Annotated in this window: 1 protein-coding gene; it reads left to right on the top strand. The window is 70.1% G+C overall.

Annotated features, from left to right (window positions below):
* Nucleotides 1-122: 122 nt before the first annotated feature.
* The coding region (locus tag YWM_RS22715; protein ID WP_043660247.1) for a protein-glutamine glutaminase family protein at nucleotides 123-24,763 on the top strand (24,641 nt) is incomplete at its 3' end.

Below are 24,763 nucleotides of genomic sequence, written 5' to 3'. Positions count from 1 at the left end.
GACGGGCAAACGGTGTCTGCCGTTCCACTGCCGTGCTCAGCGCGGGCTGACGCTGGGTACGACGGAAGGAGCCGCCTCGCGGAGATCGCGCCTCGTGCCGGTCGTCTGTGGATGGGTGCCGCATGAGTTGGACAGTTCCCGAGGGCGTCGCGTGGCTCTTCCGGATCCTGACCGGTGAAGAGTTCCCGTACGACCTCGACGAGGCCAAGGCGCGGGCGCTGGCGATCGACTTCCTCACGTCGTCCACCGCGGTCGAGACGTTGGATCCGCGGCTACGCCAGTTCCTGGCGAACCTCGTCATGGACATGGACGGCGAGACCGTCATGGCGCTGTACGCGATCCTGGCGCCGCTGACCCGCGACCAATACCTCCTGCAGGCCTCCGAATTCATGCGGGAGCTCGCGAAGAACCTCGACCAGATCGGCTACGAGGGCGAACACCTCAAGCTCGTCACCGTTCTCCAGTTGCCCGCCCTGCTGGTGGAGATGGTTCTCGCGTACGCGATGTCGTCCCCCACCGGCGGGGTGTCGATGCTGCTGTTCGGTGCGCGTGCTGCCGCGATCCGAGCCTTCCTGCAGACCAAGATCGGCTTCATCGTCGGCATGGTGCTCAATTCGCTCATCGTCGGCGTCGGCATGCAGGTCCTCGTCGAGGGCCTGGCCCAGTTGATTCAGGGCAAGTTCAACAAGGAATACATGCTGCAGGCCGTCTACATCGGGTTGACCGGTGTGGCGCTGATGCCGTTCGTCGCGGGCCTGGCCAAGCTCGTCGAGTCGATGATCATCAAGACGGCCATGAAGTTCGGGCTGAACCAGGCGCAGACCGCGACGCTGCGGAACTGGGTCTCCAAGATCAACGTCCTGCCGACGTCGGGTGGCCACGAAATGGGCACCGAGGGTGCCTACACCGGCATAACCGAGGGCGAGATCAAGCTCAACCCGTACGCGTTCACCGCCGGGATGTTCTCCGGCGTGATGGAACTGATCGGTCACAAGCTCAGTGACTTCGTCGACAGCGGGAAGCAGATCCAGAACGACGTCGCGAACACGTTGAACGAGATCGCCGACCGCGTCTACGAGCAGACGATGGCCGAGGCCAACAAGTACAACAACGACATCGGCGACTTCGACGACGACACCGTCGGCGGCTCGGACACCGAGAGCAACTACAGCGCGGACGACTTTTACGCCGACGTCGACACCGACAGCGATGCCGGCAGTGACGACGCCAGCATCTTCGACCGCCCGTTCGTCAACAACCTCCCCGGTGGTGGCCGCGACACCCTCGAGATCACCGCGGGCGGCACGCGTGGCGACAACACCGCCGCCACCACGAACAACGAGGTCAGCGGGGACAGCCGGGACGACGGGGTCAGCGACGTCAGCGAGTCGGACGAGCGGTTCACCGTCAGCGATGTCTCCGACTTCGACGACTGGGGCAGCGACCTCATCGACTTGCGCAGCAACGCCGGGGACAACGTCGGGCAGACCCGGCCCGACGTGGGGCCGCCGCAGTTCGGGTACGGCGAACAGGGTTCCGGGGGCCCGGGGCAGACCGACCAGAGCAGCAACGGCCGGACCCCGGTTGGTCAGCCACAGCCGGAGTTCCAGTCGCCCGATGTGGCGACGAACGGCCAGGGCACCAATGGTCAGGGCCCCAATGGCCAGGGCGCGAATGGTCAGGACTCGAGTGGTCAGGTGCCGCCGGGTCAGCCGCGGCCGGAGTTCCAGTCGCCGGACGTGGCGACCAATGGTCAGGGCACGAGTGGTCAGGTGCCGCCGGGTCAGCCGCGGCCGGAGTTCCAGTCGCCGGACGTGGCGACCAATGGTCAGGGCGCCAACGGCCAGGCACCGGACGGTCACGGCCAGACCGGCCAGACCACGAACGGTCAGGGCACCAACGGGCACGTCCCGCCCGGACAGCCCCAGCCGGAGTTCGTGCCGCCGAGCAACGGCGCGGAGTACGCCTACGGCCAGCAGAACGGCCAAGGAACCAATGGCCAAGGTGCGAACGGCCAGGGCACGAACGGCCAGGGCACGAACGGCCAGTCGAATCAGCCGGGCACGCGGTTCCGGGACGCGGTCGCGGACGGAGTGGTGGCCCGCGAGCAGCTGGCCAACCTCCACGAGCAGCTCTCGGTCGCCGAGGTTCAGCTGCAGTCGTTCGAGGACCACTACGGCAAGCAGTTCCCGCCGAACAGCGAGCAGGCCGCGGAGCACGCCCGCCTGAGTTCGCAGGTGGACAACCTGCGGGTGCAGGTGACGGAGTCGACGGCGGCGCTGCAGCGGGCCGAGCAGGCCGCCCGCCAGGCCGACCCGGAGGCATGGAGCCTGGTCCCCGGCCTGGATCCTGCCGGGCTGCAGCGGTTCACCCAGAACGTGGACCGGCAGTGGAACTCGGTGGTGTTGTCGAACGCGCCGGTGGAAACCCAGGGCTTCACGCAGCGGTCGCTCACCATCGAGAACGCGCTGCTGCGCCGCGGCGTCACCCCGCAAGTGGCGGACACGATCGCGAAATACGCCGCACTGGAGCTGAACAGCGATCGTCCGAACAGCCAGCGGGTGCGCAACGTCGTGCTGGCGGCCGCGACGGTCGACGTGGTCCGCAGGTCAGGACCTGGCCGGGTCGACCCGCAGCGGGTGCGCGACGAGGCTTCCGCGATCGCCGACGTGGTGCAGCCGCAGGTCGCGCCGCCCGCGTTCAGCCACCAGCAACCGCCCGCTGTGCGGCGGCCGGTGCCCGTGGGCGGGCCCCCGTACGGTCCCGCCGGACCCACCAGACCGGGCGGGCCCACCTGGTGGGACAACGGGCCGGCCAGGCAGACCGGGCCCACCGGTCCGTACGGCACCCGTGGTCCAGGCCCGGTGCCCAACACGTTGCGCGTGACACCGCAGTGGCGTACATCCACGGAGGCCCTGTGGGCGTGGCGAGCGTGGCTCAATTTCGCGCAGGCGCGGGTGGACCAGGCCAGATGGCAGCTCAGAGCCGCGCAGCAGCGGGCACACACGTCGCCCGGCTTGCGCAGCTTCTCGGGGCTCCGCGCTATCAACGACGAACTGGCGGCGGCACGGTCGGCGCTGTCCGACACCCGCGTTGCCGTGCAGCGGGCCGAATTCCAGGTGTATCGGGCGGACCCGGCGGCGTGGGGCGAGGTTTCGCGGTTCATCGAGGCCTCCAGCGGCCACAACCCGTTCGCCTGGCGCCGGTTCGCGCAGAACGTCAACACGATGTTCCGCGACACGCTGTTGCCTTCGCTGCCCCCTCGGTCGCGGCGGGCAATACAGCAGCAGGTGCGCGACATTCGCCGGACGCTGGCCGCGGCTGCCCGGCCCGACCAGCCACAGGCGCGGTTCGACGTGGCGGCGAAGTTCCTGGTCTTGCAGAAGATGCGACTGGGCGCCGACAACGCGCAGAGCTTGGCGCACGTTGCGTCAGCGGCGGTCCGTGCGCTCGGCCTGAACCTCGACCCGGCGACGGTGATCCGGCCGCCGCAGAACCCGTCGTTCGACCACCGCGTGGTCGATTCGGTCATCGGCATGGGCCAGCTGCGGGGGTCGGGGCCGGTGCCGTCGTCTCCGCAGCAGATGATGCCCGAGCAGCGTCGGTTCGTCATGCTGATGGACCAGGCCGACCAGATCATGCGCGCGACCGGCCACGACGTTCCGCCGCACACCGATGGCGATCCGGCCAGCGCCGCCGACATGCAGCACGAGACGCTCGTGGACAGCATCCGCGTGACGCTGGCGTGGCAGCTGCACCTGGCGACACCGTCGAACGCAACCACCGTCCCGCCCGCCGCCGTTCAGCAGGTCACGCAGCTGTCCGATCGGCTGCGCGTCGAGCTCGACAACTCGGCGTCCGGAGGCAGCCGGCCTGCGCCGTCACGGGCGACCAACTCGTTCCAGCGGGCCGTCGAGTGGCTGCGTACGCCGCCGTTGCGCCACTTGCCACCGGTGCCTGCCCCGGTGACGCCGCGTGGCACCTCGGCGACCACGCAGGCGCCACCGCAGATCGTCCTCAACCAGCGCCTGGCTGCTGGGCAGACCCAGTTCCGACCCCAGGCCGGGCCGGGGTGGAACGGCAATGGCTACGCGCCGGGGTGGAACGGCAACGGGTACGCGCCGGGGCGGAACGGCAATGGCCATGCACCTGGATGGAACCGCAACGGCTACGCGCCGACCACGAACGGGCCGAGGCCGACGCCGATGCCGCCGCGCGCTGCCGCTCCGCGTGCCGCCGCGCCGCCGGCGCTCAGGCCCGTGCCCCACAACAACCCAGGCGGCTTGTCGCGTGTCGACACCGTGCGTCCGTGGGTCTCGAACTGGTGGCGGACGGCTTTGGTCGATCTGTTGGTCGTGCGTGGGCGTCACGAGTCCGCCGAGAACGCGCTGCGTGAGGCCGAGTCGAACCTCGCGTTCGTGGAGCAGGCCAACGAACGTAACGGTGACGCGCCGAGTCAGGTTCAGCAGCAGCTGGCCAGGCTGCGGCGAGCGGTCGAGTCCGCCCGCGCTCGGGTGCGGCTGGAGCAGGCTGCCCTGCAGCATGCCGAGCAACGGGTGCGCGGTATCGACCCGCTCGCCTGGCAGCAGGTGCAGCTGTTCGCCGACTCGTGGCAGAGCGAGGCGTGGGCGACCTTCGCCGAGGACGTGAGCTTCACGCTGCAGGACGTGATCCTGCCGTCGCTGCCCCCGGGCGCCAGGGCAGCGGTCGACCAGCAGGTCGGTGCGGTGTTCGAGCAGCTGCGGCACCGAGCGCCTCGGCGGATCGACGACGCGACGTTGCACGTGGTGGCGGAGTTCCTGCTGGTGCAGAAGGCGATCGTCGGGCCGGACAACCAGCAGGGCATGCACAACGTGGCCACCGCGGTCGCCGAGATCCTGCACCTGAACTCCCCGCCCAGCGTCGAGTTCGTCGGGCCGCGGTCCTCGTTCGAGTCGTGGGTCGCCGAAGCGGTCATCGGCATGGACCGGATGCGAGTGGCGCCGGGAGCACCTGGGCTGCGGCAGCCGATGCAGAGCCGCTACGTCGTGTTGATGCAGCAGGCGGCGCAGATCATGCGCAACACCCGACACGACATCCCGTTCCGGCTCAACCAGGACCCGGATGAGCTGTCCGCGGAACAGATCGCGCACGACACCCTGCTGGACCAGATCCAAACGGTGCTGGCCTGGCAGATGCACATCGACGCCGAGATGCCGCAGGACGCCACGCGGGTTCCGGAGTCGGTGCAGCACCGGGCGGTGTTGACGTCGACGCGGTTGCGCGACGAGTTCGACAACCTGGCCGTGCGGGTCGGGCTGCGCGGTGGTGCGCCCGCCACCGGGCCCGAGGACACTGGCAACGGCGAGTCGTCCGACCCGGCGGTGAACCAGCGGCGCGCGGACGCGGCAGCGGAACAGCAACGCCAGGCCGAGGAGATCGAGCGGCGCCACCGCACGGCTTTGCTGTCGCGCGGGCCGCTGCGTCATTTCCCCTCGTACCTGCCCGCGCTGTGGCGGTCGGCCACCGAATCTTCCGCCGACAGCGACCCCGCCGAGTCGTCGGGCAAAGCCAAGGGCAAGGAGCCCGTCAGGTTCGAAGCGACGACTGGGACGGACACGGTTGCGCCGGAGGTGGAGACCACCACGGCGCCTCGGGACACGGACGACGGGGTGACGAGCCGGCCGGCGACCATCGACGTCGACCAGGCATGGCGGGCGCTGAACCTCGACGCCGAACACGCCGAAGCCACCTCCTACCTCGACAACGACATCGACCAGGCAGCCGCGCAGCGGGAGCGGACGAAGTCGCGGGAGCTGCTGAACACGCTGTCGTTCCCGGAGCTGACCGCCACTCAGCGCGAGAAGCTGGTCGACATCGTCGCGGCGGTGCGGCATCAGCAGTTCAAGACGGCCGCCGAGCAGCGCGCGCTCGAATTGCAGCGGCAGCTGGGTCGCGAGTCCCACGTGCGCCGCATCAACACCCCGGCCAACCTGACCGAACGTGCCGCCGAGCTGCCGCCGTTGAACGGCCGTGGCGGTAGCGCGGTCACCGAGGCCGTCGAACTGGTCGTCGGCGCGACGAACGCGGCCGACCAGCTCACCGGTCCGCTGGCCGCCGACACCGACCTGGGCAGGTCGGTGCGCCGGATCGTCGCCGAGTCCTTGGTGCGGCCCAACGGCACGCTGGACTTCGTGGCGGCCACCCGCCAGGCCGTCGAGATCGCGCACGACCTCGACACCCGGGCGGACGGCTACACCGAGACGCGGCTCAAGCTCGACGCCACCGTCGCGGAGCAGACGTTCAACCAGCTCGCGCGGTCGGCCCCGGACACCGTCGCGCAGCTGCGCAAACAGGCACACGCGATCGCCGTCCGCCGGTTCAACCCGCTCGCCGTGCATCACGATCTGGACCTCGACAACGCGTTCGTCAAGATCCGCGACGCCATCGCACTGCAGCTGCACGAAACCCCTGGGACGCCGCAGGACAAGCAGACCGCGGCGGAGAACTACGCGACGACGCTCGGCGACGCACTGGACATCAACTGGTCGCAGCAGGCCTACGACGACATGGCCGAGATCATCACCGGACCGGATGTCGGCAAGGTGTCGGACGAGGACCTGGCGTCGGCCGTGGCCGCGGTGACCAAGGCGACCAGCGCGCTGAGCCTGCGGGTCCACCGGTACGACTCGACCGTGATGGCCAGGATCGTCGACGACCTCGTGCTCTTCGACGCCGAGCGGGGCGACGGCTCGCTGACGCTCGACGAGATCGCGAACACCGTCGCCGAGGTGCTCGGGGTCTCCCGGTTCACCCCGGCCAAGATCGACGACCTGCTGCAGGTCGCGCCGCCGTTGGTGCAGGTGCGGAGTGAGGTCGCCGACGCGGTGCTCCGGGACCACGGCGGGCTGACCACCCCGCTGACCGGCCACTCCCGCCACGACCTGATGCGCGTGGTCGAACATCTGCTGCGGGCTTCCGGCGGCCGGCCCACGGCGGACGAGATCTCCGCGGCGCTGGCCGCCGAGCTGGGCACCGGCCCGATCACGACCGACTCGGTCCGCAGGATTGTGGACAACGCTCCGCCGCAGGCGGATGTGTCGCAATCGGTCTCCGACGCCGTGACCGCCAACCACAGCCCGACGCGGCTGGCCGAGCACGGCTTGACCGTCGACGACATGAAGCGCGTGGTCGAGAGCATCGTGCGCAAGGGCGGGCCAGGGATCTCGGCCGGAGCCATCAGCACCTACGTGGCCCGGGCGCTGGGCACCGAGTCGTGGACCCGCGGCAAGCTGGACGAGATCCGCCAGAACCAGCCCGCGGTCGAACAGCTGCCGCGGGAGATGGAACACGCGGCAGGCCAAAAGGTCAGCAAGTTCGAGGCGAAGCGGCTCGGTTTCGACTTCAACTCCGTGGCCGAGGCCGCCCTGATCGCCGTCGAGCAGACCGTCGCGGACGACACCGGCACGGCGGAGGTCAGCTTCGACACCGTCGTCGGGAACATGGCGGTCGAGCTCGGTATCGAGCACCTGACCGACGCGAAGTGGCAGCGCTACCTCGACGCCGCACCGCCGGTCGCCGCCGTGCCGGAGTCGACGGAGGTGATCGTCGGCGAATGGATCGATGCCGGGCTGATGGAGCACCGGGGATCGACGTTCGAGGACACCGTCCGCGTCGTGGAGCGCATGACGTCGGAGAGCAACGGCCGGGTCACCACGGTCGAGGTCGCGGACTTCGTCGGCAAGGTTCGAGGTGCGGCCCGCTGGAGCGCCGAGCGGTTCGGGCTGGCCAGCCTGCGCGGTCGGGACGTGGCCGCCCCACGCCGTGTGCTCAACACCGCAGTGAATGTCTTCCAAGACTCGAAGCTCACCGGCCTGGTCGACCCGCTGCGGTTCGTCTCCGCGGTCGACGACGTGGTGACCCGGAGCAACGACGAGCTGTCGCCCGAGGTCGTCGCGACGAACCTCGCTCGGTGGCTGCGACCGGAACTGGCCGCGCAGAAGAAGATCCTGCAGACCGCCGATCCGGGGTCCCGGTTCGCCGAGGACCTGCCGGGGTCGGGGGCACGGCCGGAGATCTCGGTGCCGAAGTTGTCCGGGCTGCAGGCGGACATCGCCCAGCTGACCTCCGGCGCCACCGACGTTCCGGCCGTCGACCCGGTCCTGCACGAGTTCGCGCTCGAGGTCGTCGGATCCGTGTTCGACCAGCGCAAGATGGGCCTGCTGCGGTTCGACCCGGAGGACATCGCGTCGGTCGTCGAGGCACAGGCTGCCCGGCGCGGTCCGGGTACGTCACTGGTGACCGTGGCCAAGGAGATCGCCGAGGCGAGCAACCTGACCCCCGAGGCCTCGATCGACAAGCAGGTCGCCGCCACCGAGACCGCCGCGCGGGAGGCCAAGCAGGCCGCGAACGAAGCCGCGGTGGAACTGGCCCGGGCGAAGAAGGACGTCACCGCCGCGGAGCGGGCGCTGCGGGACACCAAGGCGTCGCTCGATGCGGCGGAAGGTGGCGTAATCGCTGCCACCACCGCATGGGAGCGCGCCAAGGCGCGGCGGGCCGAGGCGCAGGAGCTGCTGCACCAGGCACGCGAGCGGCTGCGCCAGTTCCTCGCCGAACACGGTGAGGCGCCCGCGCCGGCTACGACGAGCACAACAGCGCCGTCCTCGCCGGAGCAGCCAGTCGTGCTGCCGGCGCGCAGGGCCGACTGGGGTTACCCCACCGACACGTCACCCAGGACGGAGACCAAGCGCACCTGGTGGGGCCGCAAGAAGACCGTCGTCGTCGACCCCGGCCCGCAGCCGATCCTGGCGTCCCGTCCCACCGGCGACTCGGGTTACGAGTCGATGGCCTCGACCGACACCACCGAGTCGAGCGGCAAGCGCACGTGGTGGGGAGGACGGAAGAAGAGCGCCACCGGCACGGACTCCGCCGCGCGGGAGGTCTCCGGGACCACGTCGGGCCCGACGGTCGAGACCAGCGACGTGACGCGTCAGCGGGCCGAGATCGAGGCGCAGATCAAGCGTGCCGAACACCTCGTGCAGATCGCCACCGAGGACGTGCACGCCACCAACATCAGCAAGGGCCTGATGCGCGTCGCGCACAGCCAGGCCAGGGAGCGCATCGCGCCTGCGGAGGCCGCGCTGACCGCCGCGCAGAACGCCTACGAGCAGGCACGGCGCAGCGCCGCTCGAGCCAAGGCGCTCGCGGACGACGCGGCCACCACCCACGAGGCCCAGGTCATCGCGGCCGCGCAGATGCGAATCCAGCTGTCCGCGGCCGAGCAGGCGCTGCGCGACGGCGAGCCGTCGGTGCGCCGGTTCGTCGACTCGCGGAACGAACTCCGGCACGCGCAGCAGCTGCGTCTGACGCCGGACCAGCGGCAGGAACTGCAGGATCGGATCAGCACGCTCCAGCAGGAGATCTCGGACGCGGCGGTGATCGGCGCGCACGGTCGTGACGCCGCCGAGGCGGGCCGGGAGCTCGCGGACATGCGCCGTCAGCTGGAGGACGCGCTGGCGCAACAGCGGGCCGACGAGGAGCTCGGCGCCCGCATCGAGGCGTTGTCCGACGAGGTCACCAGCACCGAGCCGACGCTCCACCCGCGCGTGATCGAGCCGCTGCACGGGCGCAACGACGGCCTCGCCGGCCTTCGTACGGACCTCGGAACCAACGTCGAGAAGGTAACCCGCGACGTCGCCGCCGCGCGTGACGCGCTGAACGACACCAAGGCGCACCGCGATGCCGTGAAGACGGCATTCGACGACCTCGGCAAGCACAAGGCCGCGGCCGCGAAGGCCGCCAAGCGGGCGGCCGACGAAGCCGGCCTCATCGCGCTGTCCAGCCTGCCCTCCGGTGCGCTGGTCAACCTGGAGAGCCTGGCCAACTTCGACATGTTGCTGGACGCCATCACGAGCATGGCGAGCAACGTCGCGTCGAGCACCGGCGCGAACCGTGCGGACATCGAGGCGCAGTTCCGCAACATGGAGGACTACCAGCTCGCCGAGGTGTTCAACGGTCGGCCGGTCACGTTCCAGACCCCCGACGGACCTGCCACGTTCCAGCTGACGTTCGAGGAGCTGCACCGACCGACCGGCCCGGCGAACCGGCCGTCGTGGCTGACGCCGTTGAAGTATCGGCGGCGCGGCGCGCTCAACGACACCGGCCGTGGCGAGCAGGGACCGTTGTCGGTGGAGACCGCGCTCAGCAAGCTGGAAGCGCGGGTGCCGCTGACCCTGTTCGAGCCGATGACCAGCGTCGACGTCGCCGGGATGGTGACCCGCCCGCTGGTGTTCGTCGGCGGCACCCTGAAGAAGCTGCTCAAACTGGAGACGCTGTCGACGGACACCCGCGAGGTCGCCACCGGCGACCGCAAGGCGATCGCCACGACCGCGGTGGTGTCGGTGCGGCGTGTCGACGACCCGTCCCGCAGCCCGGAGTACGCGGTGGTCGACGTGGGCCTGCGGATCGCGGACATCACCCCCGGGAAGGGCACGCTGCCGAGCACACCGGAATCCGCCGAGACGGGCACCACGTCACCGGCGACCGTGCCGGACATGCCGGAGTCCTCCCGCCCGAAGGTCCGGATCACCCCGCAGATGCTGGAGACGATGGCCGATCACGGCCTGCGGTTCCCCAGCGAGCTCGCCGAGTCCGCGACGGTGTCCTACGTCGGCGGGACGTCGGAGGAGCTGCGGACGAAGGTCAAGCAGAGCAACGCGGTGACCGAGGCCGAGGGCAGCGACGCCACCATCGGCGGCGGCGTGTACTTCGGCAAGGTGTGGAAGTCGCTGAACATCGCGCTGCTCGGCGGCGCGCACGCCGAGGTCTCCTACGGCTCGTCCAACGACGGCTTCTACACGATCATCGACGTCGAGCAGAACCGCACGGCGATCTCGTCCACCCAGGTCTACCGGGTGGAGCGCGGCGGATCGCACAACGACTCGCACCTGGTGACCGTCCCGGTGCACATCGCCCGGCGGCTCGGCTGGCCGCTGCCGGAGAAGTTCCACCAGGAATTCAAGCTGGACATCCCGGAGTCCGAACGAGCGTTCTCCTACCCGAACGGGGCGGGCGACGAGGTCGTCGACATCCCGGGCAAGGAACAGATCATCAAGATCGCCGCCAAAGGGCTGAGCCCGCAGGGCAAGGAGGCGGTGCGCAGGGCACTGGCGACCCCGGGGCTGGCGAAGTGGGCCTACCTCAACGCGTCGCGGGGCTGGGGCTTCACGGTCGACTGGACCGAGGGGCACGGCAGGCACACCCGCGACCACACCGTCCGGGTCAAGATCCGGACCTTGCCGCCGACGTCCTACCGGGAGTCGGGTCAGCAGAAGTCGCGCGACGAGGACAAGGGCATCATGTACCTCCGCGCGTACAACGCCGTGACCCGGAAGCTCAAGGTCGGCGCCGGCATCGTCTTCCGGCGATTGAAGAACCCGAGCGGCACCACGTCCAGGAACGCACCGACCATCGGCGGCGAGATCAACGTCGACTTCTCCGCGATCGGCAAGCACGGCGCGGCGCGCAAGGACGGCCGGGTCGCGTGGAAGGCCGACATGGTCGACGTCGAGGTGGACATCGACGTCACCGCGATCCACACGTCCTCGATCGCGCCGAACCGGTGGCAGCGGATCTTCCTCGGCGGGACCCAGCTGGGCTCGAAGGTGGACAACCGCCTGGCGGCGCCCTCGGACGCCGAGATCCAGAAGGCGCTGACCACCGACCACGACCCGGTTCCGGTGCTGCCGTCGGCTGTGCTCTCCCTGCAGGAGGACGCGGTCGTCGCGGGGCGGCAGCTCACCGAGCTGCACCCGAACCGGCAGGTGTCGCTGCTGGAGTCGGCCGCGCAGCGGATGGCGCGCACCCGGACGCTGATGGAACAGCTGATCGGCCAGGGCACCGCGGAGCAGAAGCAGGCCCGCCGCGAGTGGGCGTTCGACGACGTGCTGCGGCCGGGGCAGCTGGTGGTCGCCATGGCCGAGGCGAACCCCGCGGACGGTCGGGTCTCGGAAAGCGTCGACAGTGCGCTGCGGCGGGTGGAAGACGCGGTGCGGTCCTGGGCGGCGGAGAACGGGTTCACCGGCCCGGAGACGACCGCGACGACCACATCGGACACCGACAGCACGACCACCGACCGGGTCGCCACCGTCGCCGAGATGGAGCGGTTCCAGCAGCAGGCGCGCGACGCCGAGAACCGCTTGGGCAGGCTGGACCCGGCCTCGGGGGAGTGGCTGGTCAATCGGGCGGTCACGGCCACCGAAGACGTCCGGGCCGTGCTGGACATGGTGGTCGGGCCGGACGGTTCGGTGGCCGACGCGCGGCGGGACTGGGCGCGGACGAACCTGGTGCGGCCCGCGGAGTCCCTGGTCGCGGACGCGTTCAGCAGATCCCGCTCCGAGGAAGCCGGTCCGGACGGGCTGACGCAGGACGTGCGCGACGTCGTCCAGCAGGCGACGAACATCATCCGGTCCTGGGCGGACGCCGGCTTCCCGGGCGTGCCGGAGGATGCTGGCGGCCCGACCACCGCGCCCGTCGACGGCACGCCGACCGACTCGACGGCCACCTCGACGATCGATTCGACGACTACCTCGACGATCGATTCCGCGACCGAGTCGCCGACCGAAACGGCACCGAGGCGCCCGCGCAAACTGCGCAAGCGCCGGCCGATGGTGCTGAGCGAGACCCACGGTCTGTCGAAGGGCCGCGTCAAGAAGGCGGTGCTGCTGACCGTTCCGAGGGCGAAGGTCACCACGTGGGGCAGCAGGAAGCTGCCGCCGAGCCCGATGCGCGAAGGGGTGTTCTACGGCACGGCGCCGGACACGTCGCAGTTCACCAAGCTCGACCCGAAGACGATCACCGACTACGCGGCGGTCCACGACGCGGTGATGACCGAGGCCGACTACAAGGCCATCAAGCTGTCCGCCGCGCGCAGCGTCACACCGCTGCCGAACGGCCGGCCCGGTGCGCCGAGCCACAAACCGCCGTGGTTGACGCGCGCGTGGTCGTCGCCAGGGGTCGAGCACATCACCGAGGTGCGGGACGGGATCCCCACCACGTACCGGGTGGAACTGCCGTCGTTCATGCGGCCGGGAGCGGTGAACCGGTTGGTTCACGGTCTCGGCAGCCAGGCGGCCGCCCGGTGGGGTGCGGGCCGTGGGCTCAACGAGCAGTTCGAGCCGCTGCCCCAAGTGGGTGTCGGCGGCACGTGGTCCCGGCTGCTGGTCAAGCTGTCGCAGCAGCACGAGTTCTACAACCTGCGTTTCGTCGGCATCAACGAGGACGGCAACTCGCAGCGCAACGCAAGCGGCCAGCGGCTGGGCAGCAACACCGAGACCGCGACCACGGGTGTGGCGTTCCGCTTCCTCGGCTCGCTCATCCCGAACCGCGTCTCCGACTGGGCGGCGCGGATCAAGTCGGCGCTGGGCTTCGGCGTCGAGTCGGAGAAGGGTCTGATCGAGGACATCGGCCCCGGTGAGAAGCAGGTCAACCAGCGTGGCGCGCCGATGGTCTACATGGTCGCCGACCGCGTGTCGACGTACCGGACGTCGCTGCGGGTGGCCAACTGGGTGTGGAACAAGGCGATGCGTACCTCGCCCGCCATCGTGCACGCGCCGAACGCGGCCGTGCTCGAGATGCCCGCCGAGCACGCCTACGACCTGCTGATCCGCAACGGGATGGAAATCCCGCCGGAATTGCAGGCGGCGATGCCGAAGCCGAAGCCGAACGCCGCGGTGGTGCAGACGCTGCTGCCGCCCGAGGGCGGGTACGTCGCGCACAACGGCTCCACGGTGCTCTACTCCGAGCTGCACAAGATCGACGGCCAGGAGCCGCTGTCCGACCTGGGTCGGGCCCTCGACGACCTGCACGTGGACGGCGAGTTCAAGCAGAAGGTCCTGGAGCGTGCCCGGATCGCCCTGGCCACGCCGTACGGCTACGTCGGGCTGCGCGACGCGCTCGCCGCGCGAAGCCTGGAAGACGGCGACATGTACACCATCGCCGACCCGAACACCAAGAAGGGCCGCTCCGTGGTGCTGCGGATCGTCGCGGAGCGATCCGACCACGTCGCACCGGACGCGACCGACAAGAAGGTGCTCGGCCCGGACAGCGTGCTGAACATCCGGTACGCGACGATCCTGCGCACGATCACCAGGGCGCGGAACGGGTGGTTGAGCTTCCTGCCGGAGTTCGGGGCGTCGAAGGCCAGTGGCGGGGACGGTGCGCTCAACGAGTCGACCGAGCCCGGCCGGTCCAGCGACGGCACCCTGCACGGCGGCCCGTCGGTGAACAAGTCGAGGAAGCGGCTCAGGATCAAGCCGGGCAGCATCGGGCTGAAGCTGACCTCGCAGCTGCGGCACGGTCACGCCGGCGCGGTCGACGTGAACGTGCGGTACCGGATCGCGGTCGAGCTGCACGAGACGCCTGGTGTGGTGCGTTCGGCGCTCGGCGGGAGCGAGCGGCACCTGGCGCCGCAGGCGACCACGCCGAGGCACGAGGTGGGCGTGCTGCGGAAGGCGCCGCCGGCCCCGGCGAGGCCTGCACCGAGCACCGACGCCGAGACGGCATCGACGACCAGTACCGACTTGATGTTCACACCAAGGCCGCCGGCGGCCGGCTCCGAGACCACACCGGCCAGTGGTACGGACACCACCCCGGCCCGCGGTGCTGACAGCAGTTCGGAGACCGGGATCGAGACCGATTCGGCGACCGGGGCGGAGACCGACTCGGTGACCGGTGTCGAGACCGACGCGGCGACCGGTGCCGAGACCGACTCGGCGACCACCCCGGACACCGACCCGGCGGAGCGGCGCCCGAACAAGCCGCGCAAGGAACCGCCGAGGGCGAGCGTGGCCACCGTGCTCGGCAGGGTCACCCTCACGGCGCCGCGGGAGAGCCTGGTGCCGCCGCTGCAACAGCCGGAGCGGGCGCCGGTGGTGACGATCCACAAGGAGAAGCCGGACATCTCCGGCCAGCAGCTCGACCCGCGGGAAGGCGTGCACATCCACGCCGAGGGCAGCATGCTCATGGACATCATCCGCAAGGTCGTGATGGCCCAGATGGGCGCGCGGCCACTGGCACCGGGTGAGGTCACGCTCGAGCAGCTCGAGTGGGCGCGCAACCAGATCTCCGACTACACCAAGCCGGGCAGCCCGGCCTGGCATGTGCTGTACGCGCTGACGTCCGACACCGCGATCTACGGCGGGTCGCACACGATGTTCAGCACGGAGAACTACCGCAGCACGAACGTGCTGGTCAAGCGGGGCTTCTTCGGTAACAAGCGGATGTCGATCAGGCTGACCGCGAAGCCGAACTTCGACGGAGCCACGTTCGTGAAGAAGCTCCCGGCGGGCATCGAGCTGCTGAAGCTGGCCAAGATGTCCGACCTGGTCGGCAAGACCGACTCGACGACCAAGGGCATCGGCGCGGTCGCCTCCGGGGAAGGTGCGGGCACGCACGCCGTCGATGGTGACGAGCAGGGCACGGCCCGCGCGATGCCGGTGCTGATCGCCTCGAACGCGTTCGACGATCAGGTCGACGCGTGGTGGGGCCGCGACATCAACGTCGAGAGCAACAAGTACCCGGGCCCGTTCTACGCGTTCGTCATCGACGCGTCGTTCTTCGTCGAGTTCGAGACGTCGATGTCGAACCGGGTCGCCACCGCGGTGAGCAACGGGGTGCGCAGGCTGCTGCGGTCGTCGACCGACTCGTCGGAGTCGATTCCGCCGACGTCCACGGGCCGGAACCGGACGGTCTCCGTGCCGGTGAACGACCGTAGGTCGACGGCGCAGATCGACTCGTTCCAGGACGTGATGATCTTCGCCGACCGGGACTTCGCGCTGCGCAGAGGGCTGCTCGATCTGGGGCGGGTGTGGGCCGAGGACAAGGTCACGCCGCCCGCAGGCGTCGTGGTGCAGAGCGCGCCCGGTGGTGCGGTGCTGCACCGCGACGGCGACGCCGTGCCGACTCCACCGTCGCTGAGCCAGAACGACGTCACCCGTGGCCGCAACCTGCACGTGGGGCCGGGAGTGACCCAGCAGCAGGTCGTCGACTTCATCAAGAAGCTTCCGGCCGCGGTGCGCCCGGTGACCTACTCGTTCCACGACGGCGTGACGTTCGACGAGGCGAGCATCCGCGACGCGCTTGCGGCTGCCGACCGGATCTCGCAGGCGGCCGACCAGATCACGGGGACGGCGTTCGACGCGCGCGCCCTGCTGGACAAGATGTTCCCGCGGGGTCCTGTCGGGGAGGCCGACCGCGCCGCGCTCGTCGACCGCGCCGACGCGATCGTCCGCGGCACGATCGACGTCGAATCGGACCGGGCGAAGAGCCTTCCTGCGGGGATCTTCGACGATGTGCGCGACATCGTGGCCCTCGAGCTCGTCGCGCGTGGCGCAGACGTCGCGGAGGGTTGGGCGAATGCCGGACTCAAAGCCGACGAGATTCGTGCCGCGCTCGACCTGCCGCGCGCAACCACGTCCGTTTCCCCGGCCGACAGCACGGTCTCCGACATGCTTGCCGAGACCTCGGACACCCGGCCGCCCACGGACCCGGGTGACCCGAGCGCACAGACAGCGCGCGACATCCTGGACTGGGTGAGCAGGCCGAACAAGCTTGCCTCCGACGGCAGCTACGACGCCGTGTTCACCGCCATCAAGCAGGCCATCGACAGCGGACGGCGCGTCGCGGACGTCACCGCCAAGGCCATCGACGTGGTGGTCGACCTCAACGCCGCAAGCCAGGATGTGCAGCCGTCGCTGTCGACGACGCAGCGGGTGACGACACCGCCACCAGGTCCGACCGCGCGTCAGGCGGAGCCGCAGATCTTCCAGAGCCGCCAGGACATCACCGCGAAGGCCGACTCGCTCCGCGGCGAGACGTTCAGTCCGGTGGTGCAGAACCAGGCGGTGCAGGTGGTGAACGAGGTGCTCGCGCCGAGCGCCGCGAACGACGACGTCACACTGCTCGCCGCCGAGGCCATCGCCAACGGTTCCCGCCCGCAGGACGTCCAGCGTTACGTCGAGGACCTCGGCAAGGTGGTCGGCAAGCTGAACCCGGCGTGGGTGATCAGGCGGCACTTCGCCGGCCCGGGTGCCGAGACCGCGAGCGAGACGGCCGCGATGACGACGCCGGCGACCGAGGTTCCCGGGTTGTCGACGACCGCGCCCGTGGGGGACACAACTGCGCCTGCGACGTCGGTTGTCGGTGATTCGCCGGTGTCGCTGGTGGATTCGGCTCCCGCCGCGAACACGACCGGGCCGGGGACGGTCACAGTCGAGGACACGACGGCACCCTCACCCGTGGACTCCGGGGCCGACTCGGCCCGAGCGACGGGGCGGGACGGGGACTCGCCGGCGTTCGACAACGCCGACGTCACCGTCGGGCACGAGCGTGGCGGACAGACCGGTGATCGGTCCGAGCAAGCTGTGGCGACGCAGCCCGACACGACCGAGGTCACCGAGCAGGATGCCGCCGCGCGCGCCGCGGAACAGCGCCGCGACCGCCTTGCCACCAGCGCGCCGGAGCCGGTCCTGCGGCAGAGCATCCCGCTGTCCGAGTTCCGCCAGATCCTGCCGACCCTCGAGCGGACGAAGATCAGGCTCGCCGACGGCAGGGTGTTCGACCTCCCGTGGCGGTTCGTCGAGAACTACTGCTGGCTCCGCGCCCACATCGTCGCGCACCGGCTGCGGACGCTCGGCGTCGAACCGCGGAAGATCTTCGTCTCGCGCGACGGCCTGCGCGGCCGATCCGAGTTCGCTTTCGGTGGACGTCGGGGCCACCCGGCGACGTTCACGATCGGATACCACATCGCCACGGTGGTCAACGTGACCCCGGACGACGGTGGGCCGGCGTTCGACGTGGTGGTCGACTTCATGCCGCGGTATCTGGTGAAGGAGGACGGGACACCGGCAGTGGACCCGTCGACGGAGTTCCTGACCCCGCGGGAGTGGTTGACCGCGATCGGCGTTCCGGACGGTTACACCGACGCCGATCTGCAGACCAAACCACACCTCGGCTGGCCGGACGCCGGCCTCCGGCCCGGCGAGACGCGAGTTCGCGTCACCACGGACGCCGTGGTTGCGCCGCCGTGGCTGCCCGCCGAGCTGTTCATGACGTTCGAAGAGGCCGATCGTGACATGGTCGCCAACGTCGCCGCCGCTCCGTTCTGGGAAGCCCAACTCCAGGAACGTCAGCGATTCCGGGCCTGGTACGACGGGCTGCGGCCGGCCGCCCGAGAGCGTTTCGACGCGCTGTACGAGCAGCTGACGGTCACCCAGAGGTTCCACCTCGAGGACTGGTTCAACCACATGCGCGAGCGAGACCGCGCATATTTCGAAGACAGGCTCGAGCATGTCGCGAGTAGGCCGGAAGACCTCCAGCCGGGTCTGTTCCAACACATCGGCATGGCGATGGCCAACCGGCATCGCATCCCTGCGGAGGCCCTCAGCGCTGCCTGGCGGATGGTGAACGACCTGCTCGGCGGCGACACCCGTTCCCTCGGAAATCTCGACGACCTGGTGACCACCGTCGCGTACCGGTGGGTTCGGGACGGGATGTTCCACACCCTGTTCAGGGGTGGCACCTGGGGTGAGATGGGTAGGGCGTCGGCCCGCAAATTCGCGGTGGCGGCCATCCAGTTGCTGAGGCAGCAGGCCGCGACCACCCGCGGTGACCGGAGCGTGGACGCGGGCGGGGTCGAGACGACCGCCGTCGCGCAATTGCCACCGGAGACCTCGACGCCTGCGCCGGATGTCTCCGCGCGGGTGGCGCAACTGAAGAACGACGCACAGACGGCCGCCGAGGAGCTGTCGACGCTGGGCGAAGAGCAGCGCCGGCATGTCCTCCGGATCGCGACGGAGGCGCTGCGGCCGACGCACGAGTTCATCCAGTTGCTGGCACCGGTGGGGCAGCCGGAGAGCGCCACCGCGGACCGGGGCACCGCGATCAGCGACCTGCTGATCCCCGCCCTGCAGGTGCTGCGGAACGAGGCCCGCATGGCGTTGGCCCAGCCGCAGACCGACCCGACCGTGGTGCCGGAGAACGTCGCCGACAAGGCGCGCGAATACCACCAGCTGGCCAAGGACTGGGCCAGGCAGCATGGGCTCACCGAGGTCACCGCGCCGGAGACCGACGTGGTGAAGCTACGCAGCAGCCTCACCGCCCACGTGGCGTTCTTGAAGAAGCGGGCGGAGGTCGCCACCAGCGCACTGGACGTCGTGGCACGGCCCGGCCAAAGCGCGTGGGCGCGGGACATGGCCCGGGAAGCGTTGCTCTACCAGCGGTCGTTCGTGCAACAGGTCGAGGACGTCATGTCGCCCGGACGGACCGAGGCTCGCCGGACCTGGGCGATGGACGAGATCATCAAGCCCGGCCTCGAGCTGGTCGCCGCGACCTTGTTCCAGACACGCCAGGGTGGCGCGGAGTGGCTGGGGCACCCGGACGCACTGCCTGCCCCGGTCGCCGACGTCGTGCAGCAGGTGGACGCACTGGTGCGGGCCTGGGCGGCGAACAACGGCATGCACCCGGCACAGGGTGGGATCAGGCTGCCGTTGCGGGGTGGGGCGCCCGGCGGCGGCCGTCTGCGTCGCCTGTTCCGTGGGTTCGGACGCCGCAACGCCGAGGCGTCCTCGTCGCAGGTGCCGGAGCAACCCGTGCTCACCGCGCAGGCGGGCCCGGTCGACGTGCCGGTGGTGCCGCAGCGGACGGAGATCGCCGCCGGCCCGCTGGCCACGATCCGCGGCGGCAGCCAGGCCCTGCAGAACGTTCACCTGGCGATGGGCCCGAACCAGCTCGTCGTCTGGCCGCGGACCTTCCTCTCGGTGTGGGGCAAACCGGATGTCTACGAGATCCTCCGCAGCGCCGGTGGTCGGCCTGCGGTCGGCATCTTGCGTGGCACCTGGCCGGACGGCGAGCACGCGGTGTTCCTGTACGCCGATGTCAACGGTTCCATCACCGTTTACGACGAGATCGGCCCCAGGGGAGAGCTGGCGGACCCGTCGATCTTCGTCGGGGCCCCGGAATCGACGTCTCTGTGGGCGGTGACCCTGGACGGCCATCCGCTGCTCGGGCAGACCGACGTGGCCCAGCCCGCGCCCGCCGCGCAGCCTGCGGTGCCGACCGGCCACGCGCCCGCTGCAGCGCAGGGTCAGTCGTGGGGTCCGGCTTCGGTCCAGATGCAGGGCCCGTTGGCGGCTCAGCCGACGGTCCAGCCGCCGAGTCGGATGCCGGGGTTGCCGTCGGCAGCGCACGTCAACCAGCCGCCGGCCCCGGGCGTCGCCGGTCGTGTCGTGCCGCCCACGGCGCCTGCTGCGGTTCCGCCACCCGGTCCCCAGAGCTCGGTCGTGGACGAAGTCGCCATGACCGAGTTCATCGAAGACCTGGCGGAACCCGACCGTAACTGGATCTCGCAGAACTGGCGTGGCCCGGTCTGGGTCCGGACCGCGCGGCGGGTGGCGGGCCCCACAGCCGTGGTCGACTTCCTGCTGAGCGTGCCGTTCGACCACGTCGAGGCACTTGTCGGCGGCTACGTCAACGGCCAACCCCGGGCCTGGATCGTCCGGCGGGACTACGGGCAGGTGCTGGCCGTCCAACGCTTCACCCACGACATGATCCCCGTCGACCGTGTGAACTTCGGCGACCCGAATCGCATGGTGATGTTCGCGGTGAGCCGCACGGGCCAGGTCCTGTACGGGTCCGGCGACGCGCCGATGGTGCGCGACACCAGCAGCTATTGGAACCCGGTGCGCGTACCGACCTTGCCCCGGTACACCGCGATCGACAGGATCCCGCTGAGCCGTATCCACAGCTACAACGCGACGGGTGCCGCGGCCGTCAACGCTCTGCTGGATCTGCAGAGTCGTCACCTGCCGACCGCGCAGAGCCTGGGTGTTCGTACTCAACAGCGGCCCGTGGCGCGCCACCTCGCGGACGACCCGTACGAGGCGTGGCATGCCCTGGACAGGCTGAAGACCGCAGAAAGCAGTCCGGTCATCGCGGTCACGCTCGTACGACTGGACCTCGACGCGCGGACGGTCGGCAACGCATGGACCATCGGGCCGAACGACCCGATGCCCAGTGGCTTCATCGGCAACGGCAAGTTCTACGCCTTCGTGCTGCGGCAGAACAGTCGGCCGATCGATCGGGCGGCGGTTCTCGGACCCGAAGACTCGCAAGGATCACGGATCGACGATTCCGAGGACGACCGCGTCGATCTGCCGGTCGCGCCGACCCGCCCGGTCGAACTGCGTGACCTGCTGGAGCAGGCGCCGAACGGACGGGATGCCATTCGCGCTCTGCGAGCGATCGAGAACGCCAACGGCTGGCCGCCGACCGTACTCACCACGACCTTGGACGAGTTCAGCGGTAACGCGCGGGAAGTGTGGCAGCGCTTGCGCAACCTGCAGGCCAGCGCCGTTCCGTTCGTCGCTGTCACGGTCGTCAGGCTGGGCAACAACCCCAACGAGTCGGGCGCCTGGACGATCACGCCCGACCGGATCGACAACGACCGGCAACCCAGAGGTTTCCAGGGCCCTGGTCGGTTCCACGGTTTCGTGCTCGGCGCCGATGGAGCGAGGGTGGCGCACGACGTCGTCATGGATCCGCCCGCGCCGCCTGCGGCGACCGAACAAGCGGCGCCCGTCGACGGTGGATTGCCGGCACCGGAGGCGACGGCGGCCGAGCAAGCACAGGCCCAGGCAACGGCGCCGGTCGAGCAGCAGGTGCATGAGCCGGTGGGCGACCAGCACTCGCAGCAAACGGAGCGGGGCATCGAGCAGCAGGCGCAGGAGACACCGCCCGCCGGGCAGGCGAGCACCGAGCCCGGGCCGACCGATGCGCTGTCGAACCTGCTCACGCGGTACCGCGGCATCGCGGGCTTCGACCGAGTCCTGGAGACCAACGTCGAGTTCCTGGGCGCGAACACCGAGCAGTTCCTCGCGCAAGCGCCACCGCAGGTGTTCCACGGCGAGATGGGCTTCAACGAGCTCGGCTTGCGGCTCATGGACGGCCCGGACGTGGTCTACACCGGCTTCGCGATCATCTACCCGGTCGGCGCCGAGCCGTACGCCGCATGGTTGATGAGAAATGGCGGACCCCCGCACTTCGAGGCGCCCGCACCAACCGTGCGAGGCCTGTTCACGCTCGACCGCGTCGAAGCGGTGCTGATCCGCGTGGACGGTTCGCCGATCGTCGTGCAGGAGAGCACAACCATCGACCCGGTCGGGGACGCGACCCGGAGCGTTGCGCAGCAAGCGGGCACGACCCCGGCCCCGGTGGCCGAGACCGCCGAGCAGGTGGAGACCAGAGAGCTGGGTCCGGACGAGCGGTTGGTGTGGGACGCCTCGGTGGTCGACCAGGTCGCGGCGCTGCTGGTCGACGACGCCGGCCGGTTGCAGGACGCGGATCCTGACGTCGTTGCGACGATCAACGAGCTCGCGCGCGAGACCTACGCGGGCATCGAGATGCCTGCCGGCATCGCGCAAGAGTTCGAGCGGGCCGGTGTCCCGGAGGCGGTGCGCAAGATCGCGCTGCATGCCTGGTTCGGAGACGAACTGGTGCAGCACATGCTCCCGCCGAGGACGACCGACGACATCACCGCGTTCGTGCCGGACGTCGTACGCATGCTCGTCGGCGACCTGATCGTCACGCGCGCCGGCGACGAAGCGCTGAGCCCTGTGCCGAACGACTTCCGGTCGCAACTGCAGCAGTTCCATCAGCAGGTGGCGGAGGCCGAGAGCCGCTTGGCACAACTGCCCTCCGAGGCCCGGCTGCGGGCGCTGGGCACAGCGGTGCGCGCCATGCAGGACCTGCGAAGCTACGTCGGCAGGCTGGAGTTCGCGGACGAGTCGTTCACCAGGCTGCTGCGTCAGATGGCCGGTGAGGGTTTCCTGGTGCCGGGACTTCGGCTGGTGGCCGACGCGGCGCGGATGTCGTGGCCGGACGGCGTCCCGCCGGCGACGAACCCCGAAGTGCTGCCGGAAGCCGTGCAACAGGCCGTAGCCACGGTGCGATCCCTCCTTGACGCCTGGATCGCGACGACCCCGAGACCGCAACCGAGGATGCGGCTGCGTGGTGGTGCCCCCGGTGAGAATCTGTTCCGGCGTCTCGCCGGTCACTTCTCGCGCCATCGCAACGAGGGCGAAGGGGCGCCGAACCGCTGGCGCCGCATGGGACAGCGGTTCAACCGGCTGCGTCGCGGCGAGTCCGTCGTCGAGGCCGGGCCGTCGGAGCCGGTGACATCGCGATCGACGGGAGCGCAATCGCCGGAAGCGGAGGTGCGCGAGCGAGTGCCGGTCCGGCTTCCCGGCACCGTGCTGGCGGAGTCGGCGGACGGCCAGTGGGTGCTCGAGCGCTTGCGCGACGTCACCGCCGCGAACCACCCCGACCTGCAGGTGGGGGAGCTGTGGCAGACCACCGGGTTGCACGACGTCGAGACGCTGGTCAACGGTGCACCGACGGAACACGTCAACGGCATTCTCCACGACAGCACCGACGGGTCTTCGGTTTTCGTGTATCGCCGGGGCACCGGGGTGATGGTCTTCGCGCCGGGTGACGGCCAAGGCCACCCGCTGAGAGTGCTGGACCCGACCCACGAGTACCACGCGTTCCTGGTGAACGGCGACGGCCGAATCTACTTCGGCAGCGAGCACCCGACGGCGGACGCCGACGAGTCGAGCTCGTCGACCGATGCCTTCCCGAACATCGTGATCTCGGAGGCCGGTCCGTCGGCGGCGGAACAGCCTGCGGCTCGGCCGGCATCGCCGCCGTCCTCGGCGGGTTCGCGTGTGGACCACCTGCTGAGTCGGCTGTCGCTGAGCCGTACGTCGTCCCGTGCGAGTTCACACCGGGAGCCGCCGGACGGGCGGCTCTTCGTCCCCGGCGACGTCCTGCGTCATACCGCCGACAGCTCAGGCGAGGTCGTGCTGATGAGGCTCCGCGGACGTTCCGGCGACCCGCGCAGCAACGTGACGGTTGGTGCCCTCACGTGGATCCCGCGGCTTCGGGCGATCGAGGGGATTCTGCGTGACACCCGTGGGCTCGACGTCTACGGCGCGCTGTACGACGCCACCGACAACACCGCGAGGCTGGTGCGTCGGAGCAGGGACCACGTATGGGGCTTCGACACCGCTGACGAGTCGCACGACTACTACCTGTTCGTGGTGAACGACGAGGGTCACGTGCGCTACGGGACCGAGGAACCGCTTCCCGTGGGCGGTGCCGTAGAGGCTCCCGGCACCGAGGTGAACCTCCTGTCGCCGGAGGCGGCTCGCGGACCGCGGCACCGTCGTTCGCCGTCGGGTGCGACGGTCGCTTCGGACGGTGGAGCGCCGCGATGGCGGTGGAATCCGGCGTCGCTCAGCGATGTGCTCGCTGACCTGGGGCTTGCGGGTGTCGCGCCGTCGGCCGAGGCACTCGGCGAGGCGCGCTCGGTGTGGGTCGGCGTGCATTTCTCGGTTCGGGAGCTGTTCCAGAACGCGGGCGCTGTGGAAGCTCTGGAGCAGCTCGTGGCACACGCCTACGACGGCTCCGAGCAGGTGCTGTCGTTGCTCGAGCAGGTGCCGGAGCTGGCCCACTTCGCCCGGGCAGACAGGCTCGATCACGTGGCGTTGGTGAACGCCATCGCCAGCGGCATGGTGCGGCGTTCCATCGAGCGGATGGGGCTGAACGCGGCGCCCGCGTACGAAGCCGTGTCCGACAGTCCGGACATTCGGCAAACCTCAGCTGGGCCGCGTGGTGGGCGGTTCGGTGATCCGGGTTTGACCGAGGACATGGCTGCGTTCATGGCGGCGGG

The sequence above is a fragment of the Thermocrispum municipale DSM 44069 genome (genome assembly GCF_000427825.1).
In the GTDB taxonomy this organism is placed as follows: Bacteria; Actinomycetota; Actinomycetes; order Mycobacteriales; family Pseudonocardiaceae; genus Thermocrispum; species Thermocrispum municipale.
Note: the sequence above shows the minus strand (reverse complement) of the source record. Positions and strands in the feature narration are given on the sequence as shown.